The sequence below is a fragment of the Rhodococcus sp. JVH1 genome, from assembly GCF_000280725.2.
Lineage (GTDB): Bacteria > Actinomycetota > Actinomycetes > Mycobacteriales > Mycobacteriaceae > Rhodococcus_F > Rhodococcus_F jostii_A.
In genome coordinates, this window is sequence record NZ_CP166289.1 from 1,031,383 (window position 1) to 1,054,008 (window position 22,626).

Genomic DNA, 22,626 nt, shown 5'->3' on the forward strand with positions numbered 1-22,626 from the left:
GCGGAGATGCCTCATGGTCGAAACGTCAGACCTCCGCGCCCGCCTTGCCCCGGCGCGGAAGCCGAATTCGAGGCGAGGGCGCCGGCGTACTTCTCCCACCTACCGCGGCTCGCCGAGACACTCGGCCGGCCCGTGCACGACCCGTTCACGCTCCGTTGACAGCAGCAGGATCGAACCCGAGAGAGGACAGCATCGTGAACCTTCCCGCCCCCGAGGAGTTGTGCCGCCGCGCCGAGGAAGCACTGATCAGGTGCGGCGCCGAGATCACCGACGCCGGTGGACCGCTCGTCGCGCGCACCCCGATCACCGGGACCGAACTGCGCACGGTGACAGCGAGCAGCGCGGACGACGTGGACCGGGCGATCACCGCGGCGCACGAGGCCTTTCTCGAGTGGCGTACCGTCCCCGCACCCCAGCGCGGCGCGGTGGTGCGTCGCCTGGGTCAGCTTCTGACGGAACACAAGACGGATCTGGCGGAACTGGTCACCCTCGAGGCGGGCAAGATTCCGTCCGAGGCGCAGGGTGAAGTGCAGGAGATGATCGACATCTGCGAATTCGCGGTCGGTCTGTCACGCCAGTTGTACGGCAGGACGATGGCCTCGGAACGTCCGGGACACCGGCTGATGGAGACGTGGCACCCGCTGGGAGTCGTCGGGGTGATCTCCGCGTTCAACTTCCCCGTGGCCGTGTGGTCGTGGAACACCGCCGTCGCGCTGGTCTGCGGTGACACGGTGGTGTGGAAGCCGTCGGACCGGACTCCGCTCACCGCAATCGCCTGCGATGCGCTGCTGGCGCGCGCCGCCCGTGACGTCGGTGCACCCGCGGGGATCCACGCCGTGGTCCAGGGCGCGGGGGACGTCGGTGAGCGTCTCGTCGACGACGCACGCGTGGCTCTGGTCAGCGCCACCGGGTCGGTGCGGATGGGTCGCGCCGTGGGTCCGCGCGTCGCCGCGCGGTTCGGCAAGTGCCTGCTCGAACTGGGCGGCAACAACGCCGCGGTGGTGGCCCCGTCCGCCGATCTCGACCTCGCCGTGCGGGGAATCGTCTTCTCCGCCGCGGGCACCGCGGGCCAGCGATGCACGTCACTGCGGCGGCTGATCGTGCACTCGTCCGTCGCCGACGAACTGGTGCAGCGCATCTCTTCCGCGTACGGCCAGTTGAAGGTCGGGAATCCGTTCGACGACGGCGTCCTCGTCGGTCCGCTGGTTAACGGCTCCGCGTTCGAGGCCATGCAGACCGCGTTGGACAAGGCCCGCGCCGACGGCGGGACCGTCGTCTGCGGCGGCGAACGCAGCGGAGGTAGCGACTCCGCCTACTACGTCTCGCCTGCCCTCGTCCGGATGCCCGCGCAGACGTCGGTGGTGCAGGAGGAGACGTTCGCACCGATCCTCTACGTCCTCACCTACGACGACTTCGATCAGGCGATCACATTGCACAACGAAGTGCCCCAAGGCCTCTCGTCGTCGATCTTCACCACCGATCAGCGTGAGGCCGAGAGATTCCTCGCGGCAGACGGTTCCGACTGCGGCATCGCGAACGTCAACATCGGCACGTCGGGTGCGGAGATCGGCGGCGCGTTCGGTGGAGAGAAGGAGACGGGCGGCGGACGCGAGTCCGGATCCGACGCATGGAAGGCGTACATGCGCCGCGCGACGAACACCGTCAACTACTCCGATCGACTCCCGCTCGCACAGGGGGTGGAGTTCACCTGATCGGCGGCGTCGACCGGCTACTCTCGGGGCGTGAGCAACTGGACCGAGATGGCGCGTGAGATTGCCGAGAACGTGTTGTTCCCGGTGGCCGACAGCGTCGATGCCGACGGCGAGATTCCCGACAGTCACTTCGAGACTCTTGCCGCCGACGGCTTCTACGGACTGGCGGCACCGGGTGAAGAAGGTGTGACGCCGTCGGTGCTGGTCGACGTGATGGAGACGTTGTGCGGCGGCTGCCTCGCGACGGCGTTCACGTGGATGCAGCATCACGGCGTCGTCGCCGGTCTCGCCGCGTCCCCGAACACGGCCCTGCAGGATCGCTATCTCGACGGACTCGTCGACGGCACCGTGCGGGCCGGTGTCGCCCTGGCCGGCGCGATTCCCGTCCCGCCCACGCTGTGGGCACGCAGCGTCGACGACGGCTACGTGCTCGACGGGGTGTCGCCGTTCGTCACCGGCTGGGGCATCGTCGATCTGCTCCAGGTGTCGGCGCGCGACGAATTCGACGACTCCATCGTGCATGTCATCATTCCCGCACAACCGCTTCGGGGACTCACCGCCGAGGAACTCCCACTGATCGCGGCCCGCGGGTCCAACACGGTCCGGTTGAAATTCGACGGACTCGCCGTGCCACGCGATCTGGTGAGTGCCGTCGTCTCCCCCGAGGATTTCGCGAAGAGCCAGCTGTTCGGGTCGTGGATCAACGGGTGCATGGCGATGGGGATCACCCGGCGGGCGATCAGCGAACTGGAGGCTCTCGGCGTCGACGCCGACCCGTTCGAAGAGCAGGCCGCGCGGGCACGACTCGACCTCAACGCCGCACTCGAAGGCCGGGCGGAGATCGCCGAAGCACGGGCCCGCGCTTCGGAACTCGCCATCCGCACCGCCACCGCCCTCGTCACGGCGAAGGGCAGCTCGTCACTGCTCGCCGGGAACACCGCCGAACGTCTCATGCGTGAAGCCACCTTCACGCTCGTCGCGGCGGGACGTCCGGCGATCAAGTCGGCGTTACTGCAGCGCCTGGGCCGCGACTAGCGGGTGTGGACCCTCAGGTCACCGAACAGTGTGACAAGCGTGATCGTCGATGTGCGGGCGCCGATCACGGCCGACCGGAGGTCGAGCTTCACGTCCCCGAACACGAGCAGGGCCAGCGTCTTCACGGCGAGCGACCAGCGGCCGGAACGCTTGGTGTCGCCGAAGATTCCGATGATCGTGGACTGAGGTCGCGACACCGGTGCCGTCGGAGCCTCGACGGGAACCAGCCGCCGAAGACGCTCGACGTCGACGTCACGTGACCAGACGATCGCGGCGTGCTCCGAATACTCCTCCAATGTGAGCTTTCCGTCTCCCACCCCCTTCTCGAGGCGGGCTTGCGCGGCCTCGCGGAGTCGGTCGAGTTCATGGCTGTCCCCTGCAGCAGTCATGGCTCCACCGTAGCTGTCGGTGCCCTCGCCTACTGTGTGACGGCTCCACCCGTGACGCACCGCCCCTTCGACCGAAGCGAGACAACGTGTTCAGGATGATCCGCGCAGTTGCTCTGGCGCTGCTCGCTGTGGGCGCCTATGCGGTGGTCTCCGAGCACGAGCCCGCCACCGTCGAGTTGCCGCCGCCATCGTTCGTTCCGGCGACAGCGGACCTCACGACCGCGTGAGGGGCGGCGCACTGCTAGGGCACACCGTCCTCGGCACGTGCCCGGTCACGGGCTTTCCGGCGAGCGCGAGCGATCAGCTCACCGGCGTGATGTCGGTGATTGATTCGCGGGTTTCTGTCCGGGTCGATGTGCGGTGGTGGAATCCATTCGGTGCGCCCCGCATACGTGTCACCCGCTGGCGCGCGGGTGGTCGCCCAGCCTGTGGGCCCGTCGTGGACCTGGGCGTGGCAGGCATCGCACGCGAGCGTCAGTGAGTCGATGTCGGTGTATCCGCCGTTGCGCCACTCCAGCACGTGGTGCACCGCGCACATGCTGGCCGGGGCCGCGCAACCAGGTCGTGTGCATTCGCCTTCGGCGCCGATGAGAGCGAGGCGTTGGTCCGTGCTCGCCACTCGTCGGCGCCGTCCCAGATGCAGGGGCCGGCCGTCGTTTTCGAACAGGACGAGCGCCGGGTGGGCGCGTTCGGCGAGCTTCAGCGCGTCGCCGAGGGGAAGGAGTCCGCCGTGGTCATGCCGCCTGCCGCCTTCTCGAGTTGGTCGAGGGTCGTGGTGACGATCACCGTGACGGGCAGACCCCGATGCCGGCCCAGGATCCCGGATTCGGAATCTTGACGGCCCAACGAAACACCACGCCGCCGGGAGCGCTCACGATCGTCACCCAGGTTTCCGTCGGGATCGAGATGAGCGAGGAGTCGGTGGCCGGCACTCTCGACATCTTCGGGCGTACCTCCTCTCGCACACTGCGCCAGGATCGACTCCGCCGATGCGACGTCGGCGTTGGTGACCGCATGCGGGATCTTTCGCATGATCTTCCGGATTACGCGTGCATGGTCGGCACCGATGTCGCCATCCCGTTGCGCGGAGGCGGTTTCCGGCAGCGCTGCCTCCATCTGCTCGCCCGAAGTTGTATGAAACAGACCGAGGTCGCGGGCGGCCGCCACCCGTGCCGACGCGTCTGCCGCCGACACGCGCAGCACCTCGACCAGGAGCTTGTTCGGTGAGTTGTACCCGAGCGTCGCGGGTAACGAGCGCTCGGCACTCTCGACGATCAGCCGTAGCGAGACTGCACCGGCGCGGCGGAGGGACTTCTCGAGCTGCTGCATGATCAGCACCACGTCAGAATCCGACACAGCACTGAGGTCTGCGTCGAGCAGGCCTGACACGGCATCGTCCAACGCCGTCAGGTGTTCCCTCACCTGATCTGACGCCAACCCCCCAGTCGAACTCATGTTCGAATAATACTGCGCCCCACCGACACGTTCGCCGAACCGGGTTGTGGACCGCACGGTATGTTCCCGCTGCCTGTCGTACCCCCGGTGCACTATGGAACGGTGACCGACGTCCTGGGCAGGTTCTCCGCTGCCACCCGCGAGTGGTTCGACGGCGCCTTCCCGGCGCCGACGGCCGCGCAGCTCGGTGCGTGGGAGTCGATCGCCAGCCGGGCGCACACGCTCGTCGTGGCACCGACCGGTTCGGGCAAGACGCTGTCCGCGTTCCTGTGGTCCCTCGACCAACTCGCCGCCACCGACGGGAAGGACCGCAAGACCAAGGTCCTCTACATTTCTCCGCTCAAGGCCCTGGGTGTCGACGTCGAACGCAACCTGCGCGCCCCACTGGTCGGGATCACGCAGACGGCCAAGCGGCTCGGGCTCACGCCGCCGGAGATTTCGGTGGGCGTCCGCTCCGGCGACACACCGGCGGGCGATCGGCGCGCCCTGATCAAGAATCCGCCCGACATCCTCATCACCACCCCCGAGTCGCTGTTCCTCATGCTCACGTCCGCCGCGCGCGAGACGCTGACCCAGGTCGACACCGTCATCGTCGACGAGGTGCACGCGGTGGCAGGCACCAAGCGCGGCGCCCACCTGGCCCTGTCGCTCGAACGCCTCGACCAGCTGCTCGCCACCCCGGCGCAGCGCATCGGGCTGTCTGCGACGGTGCGGCCACACGAGGAGGTGGGCCGGTTCCTGTCCGGTTCGGCGCCCATCCGGATCGTCGCACCGCCGTCGCCGAAGACGTTCGACCTCACCGTGCAGGTGCCGGTCGAGGACATGACCGAACTCGGACTCGCCGAACCCGCCGAGGGTTCCGCGTCGGCGACCCCGCAGGCGGGGTCGATCTGGCCGCACGTCGAGGAACAGATCGTCGACCTCGTTCTCGCGCACCGGTCGTCCATCGTGTTCGCCAACTCCCGGCGGCTCGCGGAGCGCCTGACCGCGCGGCTCAACGAGATCTACGCCGAACGCGCCGGGACCGCCGTCGACAAGAACCCGAAACCGGCCTCACAGATCGGCACGCCGTCCGAGGTCAATTTCGGCGCGGACCCTCTGCTCGCCCGCGCCCACCACGGGTCGGTCAGCAAGGACCAGCGGGCCCTGATCGAGGACGACCTGAAGTCGGGGCGGCTGCGGTGCGTGGTCGCGACGAGCAGCCTCGAACTCGGAATCGACATGGGCGCGGTCGATCTGGTGATCCAGGTCGAGGCACCACCGTCGGTGGCGAACGGCTTGCAACGGGTCGGCCGCGCAGGACACCAGGTCGGGGAGATCTCCCGGGGTGTCGTGTTCCCGAAGCACCGCACCGACCTCGTGCACTGTGCCGTCACCGTCGAGCGCATGGTCACCGGCAAGATCGAGGCGCTCGCCGTCCCCGCCAACCCGCTCGACATCCTCGCCCAGCACACGGTGGCGGCCACCGCACTCGAGCCGCTCGACGTGGACGACTGGTTCGAGACGGTCCGGCGCAGCGGTTCCTTCGCGACGCTGCCGCGCTCGGCGTACGAGTCCACCCTCGACCTTCTCGCGGGCCTCTATCCGTCCGACGAGTTCGCCGAGCTCAGGCCCCGCCTCGTCTGGGACCGCGAGGCCAACACGCTCACCGGACGCCCCGGCGCGCAGCGGCTGGCGGTCACGTCGGGCGGCGCCATCCCCGACCGCGGTCTGTTCACGGTCTACATGGTCGGTGAGAAGGCGTCCCGCGTCGGCGAACTCGACGAGGAGATGGTGTACGAATCGCGGGTCGGCGACGTCTTCGCGCTCGGGGCCACCAGCTGGCGGATCGAGGAGATCACGTTCGACCGGGTGCTGGTCAGCCCCGCGTACGGGCAGCCGGGGCGGCTGCCGTTCTGGCACGGTGACGGTCTCGGCAGGCCGGCGGAACTGGGCGAGGCGCTGGGGCAGTTCCTGCGGGAGATCTCACTCGGGCACGAGACCGAGGTGCAGGAACGCTGCCGCACCGGCGGGCTCGACGAGAACGCCACGAACAATCTCGTTCAGCTCGTCGCCGAGCAGAAGACCGCCACCGGGCAGGTCCCGACCGATCGCACCCTGGTGGTCGAACGATTCCGTGACGAGCTCGGCGACTGGCGTCTGATCCTGCACTCGCCGTACGGCCAGCGGGTTCACGCTCCGTGGGCGCTGGCCGTGAGTGCGCGGCTGAGCGAGCGCTACGGCCTCGACTCGAACGCGACGGCGTCCGACGACGGCATCATCGTGCGCCTTCCCGACACGGAGGACACCCCGCCCGGCGCCGACCTCTTCGCCTTCGACACCGACGAGATCGAGGACATCGTCACCGAACAGGTCGGCGGGTCGGCGCTGTTCGCCTCCCGGTTCCGTGAGTGCGCGGCCCGGGCGCTGCTGCTGCCGCGCCGCACACCGGGAAAGCGTGCACCGCTCTGGCAGCAGCGGCAGCGGTCCGCCCAGCTGCTCGACGTGGCCCGCAAGTATCCGACGTTCCCGATCCTGCTCGAGACCGTCCGTGAGTGCCTGCAGGACGTGTACGACCTACCGGCCCTGAAGGACCTGCTCCGCCGGCTGGCGCGTCGCCAGATCCGCATCGTCGAGGTAGAGACGCAGTCGCCGTCACCGTTCGCCGGCGCCCTGCTGTTCAACTACGTCGGCGAGTTCATGTACGAGGGCGACAGCCCGCTCGCCGAACGCCGGGCGGCGGCCCTGTCCCTGGATTCGACGCTGCTGGCGGAATTGCTCGGCCGGGTGGAGCTGCGTGAACTGCTCGACGCCGACGTCATCGCACACGCCGAACTCGAACTGCAGCGCCTGCTTCCCGACCGCAAGGCGAAGGATCTCGAGGGCGTCGCCGACCTGCTGCGCCTCCTGGGTCCGCTCACCTCCGACGAGGTCGCCGCACGGTCGGCCAGCGATCCCATCCCCTGGCTCGACGAACTCGTCCGCGCGAAGCGGGCGCTCGCCGTCTCCTTCGCGGGTCGCGAATGGTGGACGGCCATCGAAGATGCGGCGCGCCTGCGCGACGGGCTCGGGGTGCCGCTGCCCATCGGTGTTCCCGCCGCGTTCATCGAACCCGTCGACGATCCGCTGGCCGACCTGATCAGCCGGTACGCCCGCACCCACGGTCCGTTCACCATCACCGACGCCGCCGCCCGTTTCGGGCTCGGTTCCGCCGTGGCCCGCGACGTGCTGCAGCGGCTCGCGCAGGGCAAGCGGGTGGTCGAGGGCGAGTTCCGTCCCGGCGCGACGGGAAGCGAATGGTGCGACGCCGAGGTTCTGCGGCGTCTCCGCAGGCGCTCGCTGGCCGCGGCGCGTCAGGAGGTCGAACCGGTCAGCACCGCGACGCTCGGCCGCTTCCTCCCGGGTTGGCAGCACGTCGGGGGCACGTTGCGCGGCATCGACGGCGTCGCGACCGTGGCGGAACAGCTCGCCGGTGTCCCGGTGCCCGCCTCGGCACTCGAGTCGCTGATCCTGCCGTCCCGGGTGGCCGACTACTCCCCCGCCATGCTGGACGAACTCACCTCCACCGGCGAGGTGCTGTGGTCGGGCGCGGGCAGCATCTCCGGGAAGGACGGGTGGGTGTGCCTCCACCCCGCCGACACCGCACCGCTCACGCTGACCACGCCCGCGGAGTCGGACCTGTCCGATGTCCAGCGCCGGGTGCTCGACACGCTGTCCGGTGGCGGCGCGTACTTCTTCCGGCAACTCGCGGACACCCTCGAGATGTCCGACGACACCGCGCTGGCCACGGCATTGTGGGATCTGGTGTGGCTGGGCCACATCGGTAACGACACGCTTGCCCCGGTCCGTGCCCTGCTGTCGGACACGTCCAGGACCACCACGAGCCACCGGTCGCCGCGACGACCGCCGCGCGCCCGCGCGTACCGCAGCCTGACCGTTCCGGTGCGGACCGCACCGCCCACGGTCGGGGGACGGTGGTCGGTACTCCCCGCCGCCGAATCCGATGCCACGCTGCGTGCCAGCGCCACCGCCGAACTCCTGCTGGAGCGGTACGGGGTGGTGACGCGTGGGTCCGTGATGACCGAGAACGTGCCCGGCGGATTCGCGCTGATGTACAAGGTCCTGGGAACGTTCGAGGACAACGGCCGCTGCCGGCGCGGACATTTCGTCGAGTCGCTCGGCGGTGCACAGTTCTCCACTCCGCCCGTGGTGGACCGACTCCGCAGCTACGGCGACTCGCTCGAGGGCAGGCACACGACCCTGCCCGCGGTGACTCTCGCCGCCAGCGATCCCGCGAACCCGTACGGGGCGGCTCTCCCCTGGCCGAAACGCGGCAACGACGCGCCCGCGCACCGGCCGGGACGCAAGGCCGGCGGCCTGGTGGTGCTCGTGGAGGGTGAATTGATCCTGTTCGTCGAACGCGGCGGCCGCACGATCCTCACCTTCACCGACGACCCCGGTGTGCTCCGCACCGCGGCGGTCACACTCGCCGGTGTGGTCAAGCGTGGCGGGATCGACAAGATCGTGGTCGAGAAGGTCGACGGCGACACCATCCACGGCAGCGACTTCGCGCCGATCCTGACCGAGGCCGGTTTCTCGCCCACCCCTCGCGGATTCCGGTTGCGAGCCTGAGATGCCCGAAGGCGACACCGTCTGGCGCACCGCCAACTCGCTTCGCGACGCCCTCGAGGGCAAGGTGCTGACCCGCTGCGACGTGCGCGTCCCCCGGTACGCCACCGTCGACCTGTCCGGCCAGCTCGTCGACGAGGTGGTCAGCCGCGGGAAACACCTCCTCATCCGGGTCGGCGACTACTCGATCCACACCCACCTGAAGATGGAAGGCGCGTGGCACATCTACGCGCCGGACACGAAGTGGCGCCGTCCCACTCACCAGGCCCGGATCGTGCTCGCCACCGAAGACAGGGTGGCGGTCGGATTCTCGCTGGGCATCACCGAGATCCTGGGGCGGGACGACGAAGAGTCCGCGGTCGGCCACCTCGGCCCCGACCTGCTGGGACCGGACTGGGACGCCGACAGAGCGATCCGCAATCTCCGGGCGGCCGGCGACCAGCCCATCGGTCTCGCCCTGGTCGATCAGCGCAACCTGGCCGGTCTCGGCAACGTGTACCGCAACGAAGTGTGCTTCCTCCGCGGTGTCCACCCCTACACGCCGTCGAGCGAGGTGGCCGACCTGCCCGCGCTGGTCACGCTCGCGCATCGCATGATTCACATCGACAAGAACAACTCGATCCGCCATCGGCCGTGGGTGTACGGGCGTGCCGGGAAACGTTGCCGCCGGTGCGGGACGGTGATCGAAGGCCACGACCTCGGCCAGCAGCAGATCTTCTTCTGCACGTACTGCCAACCACCGATCGTGGGCTAGCGGAGGACGGTGGTCGGCGGCCCGAGCGGCGGCGGCCTGCGAGTCCGTCTGCGGCCGAGCAACCACGCGGCACCGTCCGGCACCCACAGCACCGCGGCCGTGGCGATCGTCAGCAGATATGTCGGCGCGATGACGGGCAGGAAGATGCACCCGAGTAGCGCGACGGGAAAGTCTCTGCGCCACAACAGCGACAGCACGACCGGAAGCACGAGAAAGAGGGCGGCCAGGCCGAAGTGCGAGGTCGCCGTCGCCCAGGGCACGCCCACCACCCAGCACACCATTCCGAGCACCTGGTGCGCGATGAGCAGGAACCGGGCGACGTCGGTGAACGTCCAGAACCGGCCGACCTCGACGCCGACCCAGAAGATGCGGCTGCGGAACGGTCCGACGCCCTCGTCGAGCAGGGCGAGCCGGAACAGTTCGTCCGCGTGCCGGCGCAGCGTGTTTCCGTCCGGTCCCTGCGCACTCGCACGTTTGCAGAGGTCGTCGTGCATGATCGCGGGGAGCAGCTGCCGGCCGTACGGGGTGAGCAGGCCTTGCAGCGGCGCGGGGATCGATGCCAGATCCGTGCGCAGAAGGCACGGCATGGGGGCGCATCCCGGCACCGTCACCACCGTGTCGCCGTGGACGTAGACGAACTCCCCGACGAGTTGGAAGAACTTGCGGTCGAGTACCCGGAGCTCGGGTTGCGGGCGAGTCGGATCGTCCACGGATACCTGGAACGGCATGCGCACCTCACTCGTGGCCGGCCTTGTTTGCCTCCACCACCAGAGTGACGCAATGAGCGACGAATTGCTCGCGCGACGCGGCAACAGTTCCGTCGAGATATCCGATGAACAGCGTCGTGAGGGCTCCCACCACACCAACCGCGACGAGCTGTTTCTCCACCTCGTCGTCGACGGCGGACAGCTGGTCGTGCACGAGTGCGACGAAGCCGGGCATCAGGTCGATGCCGCGCCTGCTCAGCGCGGGTTCGGACAACGGTGCGAGCAGCAGCACCCGTCCCATGGCGGGATCGTCGACCATTAGTTTCACGAATGCATCCACGGCGGCTTCGGCCCGTTCGCGCGCGGTCTCGGTGGACGCCACCGCCTCCACGAGGGCGGCCTGCGCCTCGTCGCCCACGGCGGTGTAGACCGAGCGCACGAACTCGTCCCGGTCCCGGAACGACTCGTAGAAGTACCGTTCGGTCAGCGCAGCGGCACGGCAGACCGCGCGCACGTTCACCGCGGGACCGTCCGGGGCTCCGAGCAGCGCGACGCCCGCACGGAGCAGCGAATTCCGCCGTGCTTCCCGCCGGTCCTCCAGCGTCACTCTTCTCGCTCCGATCCTTGACTACGTGTGTTGTCAGATCCTAGTCTGACAACGTGCGTAGTCACTTGAACGCGGACGGTACGCCCGTCCCGACCTCCGCTCCCGTCCCCCTCGGCCCCGACTCCCTGACTTGGAAGTATTTCGGCGACTGGCGCGGAATGCTGCAGGGCGTCTGGGCCGGTTCGATGCAGAACATGCATCCCGGACTCGGCGCCGGCGTCGAGGAACACTCCCGCTTCTTCGACGAGCGCTGGGAGCGGCTCTACCGGTCGCTGTACCCGATCGGCGGCGTCGTCTTCGACGGCGAACGCGCCCAGCAGACCGCGGAGCAGGTGCGGGGGTATCACGACAACATCAAGGGAATCGACAAACACGGCCGCCGGTATCACGCCCTCGACCCCGACACGTTCTACTGGGCGCATGCCACGTTCTTCATGGGCACCATCCTCACGGGCGACCATTTCATGGGTGGCCTCACCGAAGACCAGAAGCGCCGCCTGTTCACCGAGCACATCCAGTGGTACCGCCTGTACGGAATGAGCATGCGCCCCGTCCCGGAAACCTGGGAGGCGTTCCAGGAGTACTGGGATCACATGTGCCGCAACGTCCTCGAAGACAACAAGGCCACCCGGGACGTCCTCGACCTGTCCGGTCTCGGCGTTCCCCCGTTCCTGTCGTGGCTACCCGCCCCGATCTGGGCGGTCCTCCGCATCCCGGTGGCGAAGGGCTTCGTGTGGCTGACGGTCGGCATGTACGACCAACCGGTCCGCGACCTCCTCGACTATCGCTGGACCGCGCGCGACGAGCGCCTGCACACCGTCGTCGGTCGCGCCGTCGACGCGGTCTTCCGTCTCGTCCCCTGGCGATACCGCTACCACCCGCGCGCCCGCGCAGGCTGGGATCGCGAGACCGGACGCGCCCCCGCGCACGCTCCGCTCGTCCACACGCCCCGGCGCAATCTTCCCCCGCTCGGCAGGCGCGACGACCCCCAGCACTACAGCCCGAAGGCCTGAGTTCCCAGGGAGCTCACAGACAACGCCCACATCGCTCACGGGTTCCGGGACGATGCTCGATCACATGGAATTCATCGCTGTCGCAGCCCTCGTCGTCATGGCCCTGTCGGGAGTCGTCGCCACCCACGCCCCGAAATCGCTCGTCCACACCCGCTGACCGACGGAATCGTGGAATGCTCGGAGGATGGAGTGGGACCTTCCGAGGCTCTTGAACCGCCCGCCGCTGACCAGCGACGAGCCGCTGTCGCCCGACCATGCGGCGAGCCGGATCAGCGCCTACATCTACGGCAACATTCTGGTGCTCGCCGCGCTCATTCCGGTGACCAAATCCCAGGAGACCCTGGGCATCGCCATCGTCCTCGGTGCCGCCCTGTCCACGTTTCTCGCCCACGTGTTCGCCGAGTCCGTCGGCCAGACGCTCCGGCTGGGCAGATCACTGTCCGGCACCGAACGCGTACGGGAACTGCGGGACAGCGTCCCCGTCCTGACGTCCGCGGTGGTGCCTGCCGTGATCCTCTGCACAGCCCTGCTGGGCTGGCTTGAACCGAGAACCGCGCAATTGATCGCCGAGATCGTGATGATCGCCCGTATCGGGTCGATCAGCTACGTGATCAGCCGTCTCCGCCGCGAAAGGGTCACGAACGGCACGCACCTCGCCGCGTTCGGCCTCGCCGTAATTGCGACGATCATCGTGGTCATCAAGGTATTTCTGACACACTGACCGGTGGTTCGAGCAGTTCGACCCGCGACTCGGGCGCCGCAGCCCGCAACGCGTCGGCCGACAGGTCGTCCGGCTGTGCCTGCGACTGCACCTCCGCCTCCACCCGCGCCTGATACGTCTTCACCTCGCGGTCGACGGCGTCGGCATCCCAGCCGAGGACCGGGGCCACCAGTTGCGCCACCTGCTCGGCGCAGTTCACACCCCGATGCGAGTACTCGATGGCGATGCGCGTGCGCCGGGCGAGGATGTCGTCGAGATGCAGGGCACCCTCGGCCGCCGCCGCGTACACGACCTCGACCTGCAGGTAGGCGGGCGCGTCCGTGAGGGGCTGGAGAAGTTCCGGTTTCCCGCGCGCCTGGTCGAGGACTTCGTCGATCAGCGAACCGTATCGGTCCAGCAGATGCTTCACGCGGTACGGGTGCAGGCCGTACATCTCTCCGAGATGGACGGTCTGATTGACGAGCGCGAAATAGCCGTCCGCACCGACGAGCGGCACCTTCTCCGTGATGGACGGTGCCATCCGCGCGGGAATGTCGTCGGCGGCGAGGTCCACGGCGTCCTCGGCCATCACCCGGTAGGTGGTGTACTTGCCGCCCGCGATGGCGACCAGACCCGGCGCCACGCGCGCGACGGCGTGTTCCCGCGAGAGTTTCGACGTTTCGTCGCTCTCCCCCGCGAGCAGTGGGCGCAGACCCGCGTAGACGCCGTCGATGTCGTCGTGAGTCAGCGACGTCACCAGCACCTTGTTGACGTGACCGAGGATGTAGTCGATGTCGGCCTTGGTGGCCGCCGGGTGCGCGAGGTCGAGATTCCAGTCCGTGTCGGTGGTGCCGATGATCCAGTGGCTGCCCCACGGGATCACGAACAGCACCGACTTCTCGGTGCGGAGGATGATCGCGGCGTCGCTCACGATCCGATCGCGCGGCACCACGATGTGGACGCCCTTCGACGCGCGGACGCGGAACCGGCCGCGTTGCCGCGACAACGCCTGGATCTCGTCGGTCCACACCCCGGTGGCGTTGATGACGACGTGCGCCTTCACGTCCGCCGTGCGGCCGTCCTCGCAGTCCCGGACGCGCACTCCGGAGACCCGGTCCGCCTCCCGGAGGAATCCGACCACCTGCGTGGACGTGCGCACGACCGCCCCGTAGTGAGCGGCGGTGCGGGCGACGGTCATGGTGTGGCGGGCGTCGTCGACCACGGTGTCGTAGTACTGGATGCCGCCGGTCAGCGAGTTGCGCTTGAGCCCCGGCGCCATCCGCAGCGCACCCGCCCGCGTCAGATGCTTCTGCGCCGGAACCGATTTGGCCCCGCCCATCCGGTCGTAGAGGAAGATGCCCGCCGCCATGTAGGGGCGCTCCCACACGCGGTGGGTGATCGGGAACAGGAACTTGAGCGGCTTCACCAGGTGCGGTGCGAGGGTCGTCAGCGAGAGCTCACGCTCCCGGAGCGCCTCCCGGACCAGCCCGAACTCGAGCTGCTCGAGATAGCGCAGACCGCCGTGGAACATCTTCGACGAGCGACTCGACGTCCCGGACGCGTAGTCGCGTGCCTCCACCAACGCCACCTTCAGCCCACGGGTGGCCGCGTCGAGGGCCGCACCGGCTCCGACCACACCACCGCCGATCACGACGACGTCGAACTGTTCGGTCTGCAGCTTGTCCCATGCGGCATCACGCTGCCGGGGACCGAGGAACTGCACACCTGGCTGACTACTCAACTCGGGCTCCTGTGAGATGACGACGGATTCTCTGCCAGGCTAGTAGCTTCATGCGTGTGATTCAGTACATCGCCGCGATAGACCAGGGCACCACCTCCAGCCGCTGCATGATCTTCGATCACGACGGCGCCGTGGTCAGCGTCGCCCAGAAGGAACACGAGCAGTTCTTTCCGCGCGCAGGCTGGGTGGAGCACGACCCGAAACAGCTGTGGATCAACACCCGCGAAGTGGTGGCGTCCGCGCTCGCGAAGGCCGATCTCACCAAACGCGACATCGCCGCGATCGGCATCACCAATCAGCGGGAGACGGCGGTGGTGTGGGACCGCAACACCGGAGAACCCGTGTACAACGCCATCGTCTGGCAGGACACGCGCACCGACGAACTGTGCACTGAACTCGGCGGCGACGAGGGTTCCGGCCGGTACCAGAAGCGCACCGGGCTGCCGCTGTCCACGTATTTCTCGGGGCCGAAGGTCCGGTGGATTCTGGACAACGTCGACGGCGCCCGTGAGAAGGCGGACGCGGGTGAGCTCTGCTTCGGCACGATCGACAGCTGGATTCTGTGGCACATCACGGAGGGCACCCACGTGACGGATGTCACCAACGCCTCCCGCACCCTGCTGATGAATCTCGAGACCCTCGACTGGGATCCGGAGATCTGCGCCGATTTCGGCATCCCGATGTCGATGCTGCCCGAGATCCGCAGCTCTTCCGAGATCTACGGCGTCGGACGCCCCCACGGGACGCTGCCCGGTGTGCCGGTGGCCGGAATCCTCGGCGACCAGCAGGCCGCCACGTTCGGTCAGGCCTGCCTGTCGGAGGGCGAAGCGAAGAACACGTACGGAACGGGGAACTTCCTGCTGCTCAACACGGGGACCACTCCCGTGCACAGCAAGCACGGCCTCCTGACCACCGTCTGCTACAAGATCGGTGACGCGCCGGCCGTCTACGCGCTCGAGGGATCCGTGGCCGTCACCGGCTCACTGGTGCAGTGGTTGCGCGACAACCTGGGAATCATCGAGTCCGCCAAGGACATCGAGGATCTGGCCAAGTCGGTCGAGGACAACGGCGGCGCCTACTTCGTGCCCGCGTTCTCCGGACTGTTCGCCCCACGCTGGCGGCCCGACGCCCGCGGGGCCATCGTCGGGCTCACCCGGTTCGTGAACAAGGGCCACCTCGCCAGGGCCGCCCTGGAGGCCACCGCGTATCAGACCCGCGAGGTGATCGAGGCGATGCGCGCCGATTCGGGCGTCGAACTCGCCTCCCTCAAAGTGGACGGCGGCATGGTCGTCAACGAGACCCTCATGCAGTTCCAGTCCGACATTCTCGCCGTGCCCGTCATCCGTCCCGTCGTCAACGAGACGACGGCGCTGGGCGCCGCATACGCCGCGGGGCTGGCCGTCGGTTTCTGGGAGAGCGAGGACGACATCCGCGCGAACTGGGCCGTGGACAAGACGTGGGAACCCGCGATGGACGAGGCCGAGTCCACCCGGCTCTACGCCGAGTGGAACAAGGCGGTCGAACGGACCTACGACTGGGCGTGAGCGGTGTACGCGTCACCGAGTCTCGCCACCGCACCCGTCAGCACGTCCTCCGAGCAGGTCGCGAAGCACAGCCGCACAGCGCTCCGGTGCTCCGCAGCGACACCGAAAGCCGATCCGGGGACGAAGGCGACACCGTGGTCTACGGCGGTCTGCAGCAGTGCCGCCGTGTCGAGGTCCGCGTCCGTGAACTCGGTCCAGCAGAACATCCCGCCCGCCGCCGAAGACACGCGGACGCGGTCGCCGAACGTCGAGGTGACGCCGTCCGCGAGCGCCCGGGCCCGGGACCCGTAGCGGGCCCGCAGCGTCTCCAGGTGCAGATCCAGCCACGGCTCGTCCGACAGCAGTCCGGCGGTGATCTGGTGCGTCAGCGACGACCCGCAGAGATCCGCGCCCTGCTTGAGCAGCTCGACGGCCTCGCACACCCGCCGGTCGCCGTGCAGCCACCCGACCCGCAGCGCCGGTGCCAGGATCTTCGACGCGCTGGACAGCCGGATCACCCGGTCCGAGAGCGCCGCGACGGGCGCGGGCGGTGGTCCGTCGAAGAAGAGTTCGCCGTACGGGTCGTCCTCGATCACCCAGAATCCGTAGCGGTCGGCCAGTGCGGCGAGATGTTCCCGGCGGCCGGGCGTCAGGACGACGCCGCGAGGGTTGTGGAAGTTGCTCACCGTGTGGACCACGGTGGGCCGCAGCCCGTCCTCGAGCATGCCCTGCAGGGCGGCGGTGTCCATCCCGTCGGCGTCGAGTGCGACGGACCGGACGTCGGCCTCGGCGGCCCGGAACACCTGCAGCGCTCCGGTGTAGGCGGGTTCCTCGACGATCACGACGTCGCCGGGATCGAGCAGCACCTGCGCGAGCAGGCTCAATGCCTGCTGCGAGCCGTGGGTGACGACGACGTCGGCGGCGCCCAGCGGCCGGCCGATCCTGGCGCCCTCCCGTGCGGCGAGCACGTCGCGGAGCCGGCGCAGCCCGGTGGTCTCGCCGTACTGGACGGACGCCGGATCCGTGAGCGCGAGTTCGGCTTCCTTCCGGATCCGTTCCCGTGGAATGAATTCGGGGTCGGGAAGCCCGCCTGCGAGGCTGACCACGTCGGGCCGGGCGGTGAGGGTGAGAAGGTCACGGATGGCGGAGCTGTGCAGACCATCCATGCGGCGGGCAAGTGATTGCGGCATGTCGACTCCCAGGAGGCACGTCAAAGCAGGGATCAGGTGAGGAACACCCTGTCCGTCCTGGGTCTGCGGGGCGGGAGAGCGCCGAGGCACGGGTCGATGATTTCGAACCGTGCCTCGACTATCTCACCGGAGGAGCCACTATGTGAAATACGAATCCCACACTTCGGGATCAGTCCAGGTCGTCGTGCCGCATCAGCTGGCGTGCCGCCTCGGTGATCGAACCCGTCAGCGACGGGTACACCGAGAACGTCGCGGCGAGATCGTTGACGGTGAGATTGTTCTGCACGGCGATGGCGATGGGCAGGATCAGCTCCGACCCGTTGGGGGCGACCACCACGCCGCCGATGACCACACCGGTGGCCGGACGGCAGAAGATCTTCACGAAGCCGCGGCGCAGGCCGGACATCTTGGCGCGCGGGTTGGTGTTGAGCGGGAGCATGACGGTACGGGCAGGCACCTCGCCGTCGTCGATCGCGGCCTGGCTGACGCCCACGGTGGCGATCTCGGGGCGGGTGAACACAGCCGAGGCCACGGTTTTCAGCTTGATGGGGCTCACGCCCTCACCGAGCGCGTGGTACATCGCGATGCGGCCCTGCATGGCGGCGACGGACGCCAGCGGCAGCAGTCCGGTGCAGTCGCCCGCCGCGTAGATCCCGGACACCGGCGTCCGCGACACACGGTCCACGCGCAGGTATCCGCCCTTGTCGAGCTCGATGCCGACCTTCTCCAGTCCGAGACCCTGGGTGTTGGGAACCGAACCGACGGTCATCAGGGCGTGGCTGCCCTCGACCGTCCGGCCGTCGGCGAGCACGACGACGATGCCGTCCTCGGTGCGCTTCACGGCATCGGCCCTGGCGTGCTTGACCAGGGTGACGCCGCGTTCCGCGAGGACGTCCTCGAGCACGAGGGCGGCGTCGGCGTCCTCACCGGGGAGGACGCGGTCGCGGCTGGACACCAGTGTGACCTTGACGCCCATCTCGGTGTAGGCGGACACGAACTCGGCACCGGTCACACCGGAACCGACGACGACGAGGTGCGTGGGCAGCGCGTCGAGGTCGTAGAGGTCACGCCACGTCAGGATGCGCTCGCCGTCCGGCTCCGCGCCGGGGATCACCCGGGGGCTCGCACCCGTGGCGATGAGGACGACGTCCGCGTCGAGCGTCTTCTTCTCGCCGTTCTCAAGAGTCGCACACACCTGGTGGGACGCCATGCCCAGTCGTGGGTCGGCGATCTCGGCGGTGCCCGACAGCAGTTCGACACCCACCGTCTGCAGGCGGGTGCGGATGTCGGAGGACTGCGCCTGCGCGAGGCTCTTCACGCGGGCGTGGATCTGCGGCAGGGCGACCGTGGCCTGCTCGGGATCGAGCGCAATGCCCAGGTCGGAGGCGCGCCGCATGTCGGTGCGCACGCCGGTGGAGGCGATGAACGTCTTGGACGGCACGCAGTCGAACAGAACACAGGCGCCGCCCACCCCGTCCGAATCGATCAAGGAGACGGAGGCGCCGTGCTGTGCGGCCACCAACGCTGCCTCGTATCCGGCAGGCCCGCCACCAATGATCACGATTCGGGTCATCTGTCCTCCAATTCAACTGTCGACCGGGGTCTCCGGCCGGCTTTTTCTGCAATCGCAGCGCGTCGTGTCGTGCACTGCATGCAACAGATTACTAGCCACCGTTTAGGCTTGCCGCCGTGTCGATCTATGCCGCCTACGGGTCCAACATGCATCCCGAGCAGATGTTGCAGCGCTGCCCACACTCGCCGATGGCGGGGACGGGCTGGCTGCACGGCTGGCGACTGACGTTCAGTGGCGGGGACATCGGCTGGGAGGGCGCACTCGCCACCGTGGTCGAGGACCCCGATTCCAAGGTGTTCGTCGTGCTCTACGACGTTCCCGAAGAGGACGAGGTCAGCCTCGACCGATGGGAGGGCTCCGAACTCGGCATCCACCGCAAAATCCGCGTCCGCGTGGACACCGAGGGCGAACCCGCGCTCGCCTGGTTGTACGTGCTCGACGCGTACGAGGGCGGTCTGCCGTCCGCCCGCTACCTCGGGGTGATGGCCGACGCCGCAGAGATCGCCGGGGCGCCCGCCGACTACGTGCGCGACCTGCGCACCCGCAACAGCCGCAACGTCGGACCAGGCACCGAATAGAACCGCCTGACGCCGCGCCTCAGCCCAGCACGAGGCTCGACAGCACCCGCACCCCGATGCCCAGCGCCCGCTCGTCCAGATCGAACGTGGGCTGGTGAATGTCGAGCTGATCGCCGACGCCCGACCAGACGCCGAGCCGGGCCATCGCACCGGGAACCTCTTCGAGATACCAGGAGAAGTCCTCGCCGCCGCCGGACTGCGGCGTGTCGGCGAGGGCGTCCGGGCCGACCGTGCGGATGGCGTCCTCGAACATGCGCGTCGACACCTCGTCGTTGACGACGGGCGGAACGCCGCGGCGGTAGTTCAGCTGGTAACGCACCCCGGTGGGCGCGAGCAGACCATGGACGATCTCCCGGACCAGTGGCTCGAGCATCTCCCACGTCTCGTGATCGCCGGTCCGCACGGTGCCGGTCATCATGCCGGTCTGCGGAATGGCGTTGGGCGCCCGGCCTGCGCTCACAGCACCCCACACCATCACGGTGCCGGTGCGCGGGTCGATCCGTCTGCTGAGCATGCCCGGCAACCCGGTCACGACGGTGCCCAGCGCGAACACGAGGTCGGTGGTCAGGTGGGGACGCGACGTGTGGCCGCCCGGTGAGTCGAGCACGACCTCGATCGTGTCGGCCGCGGACGTGATCGCACCGAGCCGCACCCCGACCCGCCCGGCCGCGAGCCGCGGATCGCAGTGGAGGGCGAAGATCCTCGACACCCCCTCGAGCCGTCCGGCGGCAACGACCTCGAGGGCACCGCCGGGCATGACCTCCTCGGCGGGCTGGAAGATCAGCCGGACACCCACCGGGAGGTCGGGGATCTCGCTGAGCGCCAGACCGGTTCCCAGGAGGATGGTGGTGTGGGCGTCGTGGCCGCACGCGTGCGACACGCCCGGCACCGTCGACGAGTACGTGGCGCCGGTCAGTTCCTGCAACGGAAGGGCGTCGATGTCGGCGCGCAACGCGATGCGGGGACCGTTCGACGGTCCGAGATCACACGTGAGGCCCGTTCCGCCGGGCAGCAGTTCGGGCGACAGACCGGCCGCGGCCAGCCGGGTCCCCACGAATTCCGTCGTCGCGTATTCGTGTCGCGCGAGTTCGGGATTGGCGTGGATGTGTCGACGCCACTGGGAGAGTTCGTCGGTGTGAGCGAGAATCCATTTGTCGACTGCCGCGTTCACCGGCGATCAACTCCTTCCAACAACCGCACCCGCTGTGTGTCGTCCGTCGCCGCGCGAACTGCCGTGCGAGCCAGCGCAATCGCTCCGTCGATCACGGCGCGGTCGGCGGACTCGGTGATGCACGCCGCCGCGAACCGAGGCTGATGCGTCACCGCGCCGTCCGAATCGAGGCCGATGACGGGATGAATTCCGGGCAGGACGTTGGTGACGTTGCCCATGTCGGTGCTGCCCAGCGGACGGACGCCTTCCCACTCGAGCGGCAACGGTGTCCGTCCCATGTCGATGATCTGCTCCCGGTACGTCGCGACCAGCCACGGGTCCGGCGTCAGTTCCGTGTACGTCGGCGAAACCGTGCGGATCTCGTGCGTGCACCCGGTGGCGAGTGCGCCTGCCGCGAAACACGCCTCCGCGCGTGTCGTCAGCTCGGACAGCGCCCACGCCGTCTCGGCGCGCAGGTAGTACAGCATTTCGGAGCGTGCGGGAACGATATTGGGCGCGGTGCCGCCGTCGGAGACGATCCCGTGGATCTGCTGCCCCGGCGAGAGGTGTTGGCGCAGCAGGCCGATCCCGACCTGGGCGACGGTCGCGGCGTCGGCGGCGTTGCGCCCGAACTCCGGTGCGGCCGACGCGTGCGCTTCGCGGCCGGTGAACGTGACCGCGATGTCGGCCAGCGCGAGCGACGTCGCTCCCGTGATGTCGATCGGACCCGGATGCACCATCAGGGCGGCCGCGACATCGTCGAAGACGCCCTTCTCGAGCATGGCGATCTTCCCCCCGCCGCTCTCCTCGGCGGGCGTCCCGATGACCCGCACCGTGATCCCCAGCCGGTCGGCGACCGTGGCGAGCGCGACGCCGGCACCGACCGCGGACGCCGCGATGATGTTGTGCCCGCACGCGTGACCGATCTCCGGGAGCGCGTCGTACTCGGCGCAGATACCGATGACGAGGTCGCCGCTGCCGAACGTGGCGTCGAACGCCGTCGGCAGGTCCGCGATGCCCGACCGCACGTCGAACCCGCTGCGTTTGAGCAGTTCGGTGATCTTCGCGACGCTCCGGAACTCCTCGAACGCCAGTTCCGGTTCGCTGTGGATCGAATGGGACAGCGCGATCAGATCGGTCTCGATTGACCTGACCGCCGCCTCGACATCCGCATTCACGTGCTCATTCTCTCACCCGAAGCTGAAGTTGCTCTTGTCCGTCACCGTGGCGAGCGCGGCGAGGGCGTCGTGATGGATTCCGCGCTTGATCCCGGCGAGGTTGGCGCCGCGGGTGGCGGTGAGTGCAGCGGCCCGTGTCACGGCGGCCGCGAGGACGCCGTCGCCGTCCGCGACCTCGTCGACGATGCCCGCGGCGAGCGCATCGGAGCCGCCGAAGCGGCGGCCCGTCGTCATCGCCTCGACCGCGGCCTGCTTGGGCAGACGAGTGTTCAGGAGCGCCGACATCCCCACGGTGAAGGGCATGTTCAGCGACACCTCGGGGAGGCAGTAGAACCCGCGGTCGGCGCGCATGACCCGGAAGTCGTGCGACGTGGCGAGCATCGCGCCTGCACCGAAACTGTGCCCCTGGACGGCGGCGACGGTGGCCATCGGGAACGCGAGGAGGCGGCTGTAGATCGTGTGCACGCGGTCGAGATATTCCGGGAGCTTGTCCGTGTTGGCGAAGATCCACGTGGTGTCCAGGCCGTTCGTGAAGAACTTGCCCGTCGCGGTCGTGACCAGTGCGGCGGGACCCTCGTGGGCTTCCACCTCGTCCAGCGCGGCGTGGGTGGCGTCGATCCAGTCCGGATGGAAGCGGTTCTCGTTGTCCGCCTCGCCCTCGTTGCCGAGGTACAGGATGAATACGTCGCCGTCGCGATCGAGATAGGGCATGA

20 protein-coding genes and 1 pseudogene are annotated in these 22,626 nt (G+C 68.6%); 9 read left to right on the forward strand and 12 right to left on the reverse strand.

The features are described 5' to 3' along the window. Positions 1 to 194: 194 nt before the first annotated feature. Positions 195 to 1,712 carry an aldehyde dehydrogenase family protein gene (locus JVH1_RS04925; protein WP_009479482.1) on the forward strand — a complete coding sequence of 506 codons (1,518 nt, stop codon included), beginning with the start codon at positions 195 to 197 and terminating at the stop codon, positions 1,710 to 1,712. Between the two features lie 30 nt (positions 1,713 to 1,742). Continuing rightward, the gene (locus JVH1_RS04930; protein WP_009479481.1) at positions 1,743 to 2,747 is read left to right on the forward strand and encodes an acyl-CoA dehydrogenase family protein; all 1,005 of its coding nucleotides are present in this window, start codon (positions 1,743 to 1,745) and stop codon (positions 2,745 to 2,747) included. Here the strand turns inward: JVH1_RS04930 and JVH1_RS04935 are convergent. After that, the gene (locus JVH1_RS04935) at positions 2,744 to 3,136 is read right to left on the reverse strand and encodes a hypothetical protein (RefSeq protein WP_043782126.1); all 393 of its coding nucleotides are present in this window, start codon (positions 3,134 to 3,136) and stop codon (positions 2,744 to 2,746) included. The genes JVH1_RS04930 and JVH1_RS04935 overlap by 4 nt on opposite strands. Positions 3,137 to 3,231: 95 nt before the next feature. On the opposite strand from JVH1_RS04935, the gene JVH1_RS04940 reads away from it, so the two are divergent. Beyond that, positions 3,232 to 3,363 (forward strand): hypothetical protein, encoded by a 132-nt coding sequence (locus tag JVH1_RS04940; RefSeq protein WP_009479479.1) that lies wholly within the window; start codon positions 3,232 to 3,234, stop codon positions 3,361 to 3,363. A gap of 14 nt (positions 3,364 to 3,377) precedes the next feature. Here JVH1_RS04940 and JVH1_RS04945 read toward each other — a convergent pair whose 3' ends face one another. The 3 genes and pseudogenes from JVH1_RS04945 to JVH1_RS04955 all read right to left on the reverse strand — a co-directional run bounded on the left by JVH1_RS04945 (position 3,378) and on the right by JVH1_RS04955 (position 4,591). Continuing rightward, positions 3,378 to 3,755 carry an HNH endonuclease signature motif containing protein gene (locus tag JVH1_RS04945; protein ID WP_157174086.1) on the reverse strand — a complete coding sequence of 126 codons (378 nt, stop codon included), beginning with the start codon at positions 3,753 to 3,755 and terminating at the stop codon, positions 3,378 to 3,380. A 30-nt stretch (positions 3,756 to 3,785) separates the two neighbouring features. Then, positions 3,786 to 3,839: pseudogene (locus JVH1_RS04950) on the reverse strand (hypothetical protein); the annotation flags it as partial. Further along, on the reverse strand, positions 3,836 to 4,591 hold the full coding sequence (locus JVH1_RS04955; protein WP_237735297.1) for a DUF222 domain-containing protein: 756 nt from the start codon (positions 4,589 to 4,591) through the stop codon (positions 3,836 to 3,838). The gene JVH1_RS04955 and the pseudogene JVH1_RS04950, both read right to left, overlap by 4 nt. A 102-nt stretch (positions 4,592 to 4,693) precedes the next feature. Between JVH1_RS04955 and JVH1_RS04960 the strand changes: the two genes are divergently transcribed. Together JVH1_RS04960 and JVH1_RS04965 are read left to right on the forward strand one after the other, a co-directional pair. After that, a complete protein-coding gene (locus JVH1_RS04960) occupies positions 4,694 to 9,202 on the forward strand; it encodes an ATP-dependent helicase (protein WP_009479476.1) in 4,509 nt (1,502 codons plus the stop codon). 1 nt (position 9,203) lies between these two features. Then, complete coding sequence (locus JVH1_RS04965; protein WP_009479475.1) at positions 9,204 to 9,953, forward strand: DNA-formamidopyrimidine glycosylase family protein; 750 nt, start codon at positions 9,204 to 9,206, stop codon at positions 9,951 to 9,953. Here the strand turns inward: JVH1_RS04965 and JVH1_RS04970 are convergent. Then, on the reverse strand, positions 9,950 to 10,681 hold the full coding sequence (locus JVH1_RS04970; protein WP_043782146.1) for a DUF1353 domain-containing protein: 732 nt from the start codon (positions 10,679 to 10,681) through the stop codon (positions 9,950 to 9,952). The two genes, JVH1_RS04965 and JVH1_RS04970, sit on opposite strands and share 4 nt — an antisense overlap. A 7-nt stretch (positions 10,682 to 10,688) precedes the next feature. Beyond that, positions 10,689 to 11,267, reverse strand: a complete 579-nt coding sequence (locus tag JVH1_RS04975; RefSeq protein WP_009479473.1) for a TetR/AcrR family transcriptional regulator — start codon at positions 11,265 to 11,267, stop codon at positions 10,689 to 10,691. A gap of 53 nt (positions 11,268 to 11,320) precedes the next feature. Here JVH1_RS04975 and JVH1_RS04980 point away from each other — a divergent pair, with 53 nt between their 5' ends. Both JVH1_RS04980 and JVH1_RS04985 read left to right on the forward strand, forming a co-directional pair. After that, complete coding sequence (locus tag JVH1_RS04980; RefSeq protein ID WP_011598222.1) at positions 11,321 to 12,280, forward strand: oxygenase MpaB family protein; 960 nt, start codon at positions 11,321 to 11,323, stop codon at positions 12,278 to 12,280. Positions 12,281 to 12,464: 184 nt separating this feature from the next. Beyond that, positions 12,465 to 13,001 carry a hypothetical protein gene (locus JVH1_RS04985; RefSeq protein WP_009479471.1) on the forward strand — a complete coding sequence of 179 codons (537 nt, stop codon included), beginning with the start codon at positions 12,465 to 12,467 and terminating at the stop codon, positions 12,999 to 13,001. Here JVH1_RS04985 and glpD read toward each other — a convergent pair. Continuing rightward, positions 12,979 to 14,721, reverse strand: coding sequence for a glycerol-3-phosphate dehydrogenase (glpD, locus tag JVH1_RS04990; RefSeq protein WP_011598221.1), 1,743 nt, complete (start codon positions 14,719 to 14,721; stop codon positions 12,979 to 12,981). The two genes, JVH1_RS04985 and glpD, sit on opposite strands and share 23 nt — an antisense overlap. Before the next feature lie 50 nt (positions 14,722 to 14,771). Here glpD and glpK point away from each other — a divergent pair, with 50 nt between their 5' ends. After that, a complete protein-coding gene (gene glpK, locus JVH1_RS04995; protein WP_009479469.1) occupies positions 14,772 to 16,265 on the forward strand; it encodes a glycerol kinase GlpK in 1,494 nt (497 codons plus the stop codon). On the opposite strand, the gene JVH1_RS05000 is transcribed toward glpK, so the two are convergent. Then, positions 16,250 to 17,434 carry a PLP-dependent aminotransferase family protein gene (locus JVH1_RS05000; RefSeq protein WP_009479468.1) on the reverse strand — a complete coding sequence of 395 codons (1,185 nt, stop codon included), beginning with the start codon at positions 17,432 to 17,434 and terminating at the stop codon, positions 16,250 to 16,252. The two genes, glpK and JVH1_RS05000, sit on opposite strands and share 16 nt — an antisense overlap. A 169-nt stretch (positions 17,435 to 17,603) precedes the next feature. Next, a complete protein-coding gene (locus tag JVH1_RS05005; RefSeq protein ID WP_043782120.1) occupies positions 17,604 to 19,007 on the reverse strand; it encodes an NAD(P)H-quinone dehydrogenase in 1,404 nt (467 codons plus the stop codon). 116 nt (positions 19,008 to 19,123) lie between these two features. Between JVH1_RS05005 and JVH1_RS05010 the strand changes: the two genes are divergently transcribed. Then, positions 19,124 to 19,585: a gamma-glutamylcyclotransferase gene (locus JVH1_RS05010; RefSeq protein WP_011598217.1), complete on the forward strand. Its 462-nt coding sequence runs from the start codon at positions 19,124 to 19,126 to the stop codon at positions 19,583 to 19,585. Positions 19,586 to 19,604: 19 nt separating this feature from the next. Here JVH1_RS05010 and JVH1_RS05015 read toward each other — a convergent pair whose 3' ends face one another. The 3 genes from JVH1_RS05015 to JVH1_RS05025 are packed head-to-tail and all read right to left on the reverse strand — an operon-like array spanning position 19,605 to position 22,624. Next, positions 19,605 to 20,756, reverse strand: coding sequence for a M20 family metallopeptidase (locus JVH1_RS05015; protein WP_011598216.1), 1,152 nt, complete (start codon positions 20,754 to 20,756; stop codon positions 19,605 to 19,607). Next, positions 20,753 to 21,913: a M20 family metallopeptidase gene (locus tag JVH1_RS05020; RefSeq protein ID WP_011598215.1), complete on the reverse strand. Its 1,161-nt coding sequence runs from the start codon at positions 21,911 to 21,913 to the stop codon at positions 20,753 to 20,755. The genes JVH1_RS05015 and JVH1_RS05020 overlap by 4 nt, the downstream gene beginning before the upstream one ends. Positions 21,914 to 21,925: 12 nt before the next feature. Then, positions 21,926 to 22,624, reverse strand: a complete 699-nt coding sequence (locus JVH1_RS05025) for an enoyl-CoA hydratase-related protein (RefSeq protein WP_009479465.1) — start codon at positions 22,622 to 22,624, stop codon at positions 21,926 to 21,928. Between the last annotated feature and the right edge of the window lie 2 nt (positions 22,625 to 22,626).

Coding starts and splice junctions, on each gene's coding strand:
- JVH1_RS04935 (WP_043782126.1), bottom strand. CDS start 3,136: ATGACTGCTGCAGGGGACAGCCATGAACTCGACCGACTCCGCGAGGCC.
- JVH1_RS04940 (WP_009479479.1), top strand. CDS start 3,232: ATGATCCGCGCAGTTGCTCTGGCGCTGCTCGCTGTGGGCGCCTATGCG.
- JVH1_RS04955 (WP_237735297.1), bottom strand. CDS start 4,591: ATGAGTTCGACTGGGGGGTTGGCGTCAGATCAGGTGAGGGAACACCTG.
- JVH1_RS04965 (WP_009479475.1), top strand. CDS start 9,204: ATGCCCGAAGGCGACACCGTCTGGCGCACCGCCAACTCGCTTCGCGAC.
- JVH1_RS04970 (WP_043782146.1), bottom strand. CDS start 10,681: ATGCCGTTCCAGGTATCCGTGGACGATCCGACTCGCCCGCAACCCGAG.
- JVH1_RS04985 (WP_009479471.1), top strand. CDS start 12,465: ATGGAGTGGGACCTTCCGAGGCTCTTGAACCGCCCGCCGCTGACCAGC.
- glpK (WP_009479469.1), top strand. CDS start 14,772: ATGCGTGTGATTCAGTACATCGCCGCGATAGACCAGGGCACCACCTCC.
- JVH1_RS05000 (WP_009479468.1), bottom strand. CDS start 17,434: ATGCCGCAATCACTTGCCCGCCGCATGGATGGTCTGCACAGCTCCGCC.
- JVH1_RS05005 (WP_043782120.1), bottom strand. CDS start 19,007: ATGACCCGAATCGTGATCATTGGTGGCGGGCCTGCCGGATACGAGGCA.
- JVH1_RS05025 (WP_009479465.1), bottom strand. CDS start 22,624: ATGCCCTATCTCGATCGCGACGGCGACGTATTCATCCTGTACCTCGGC.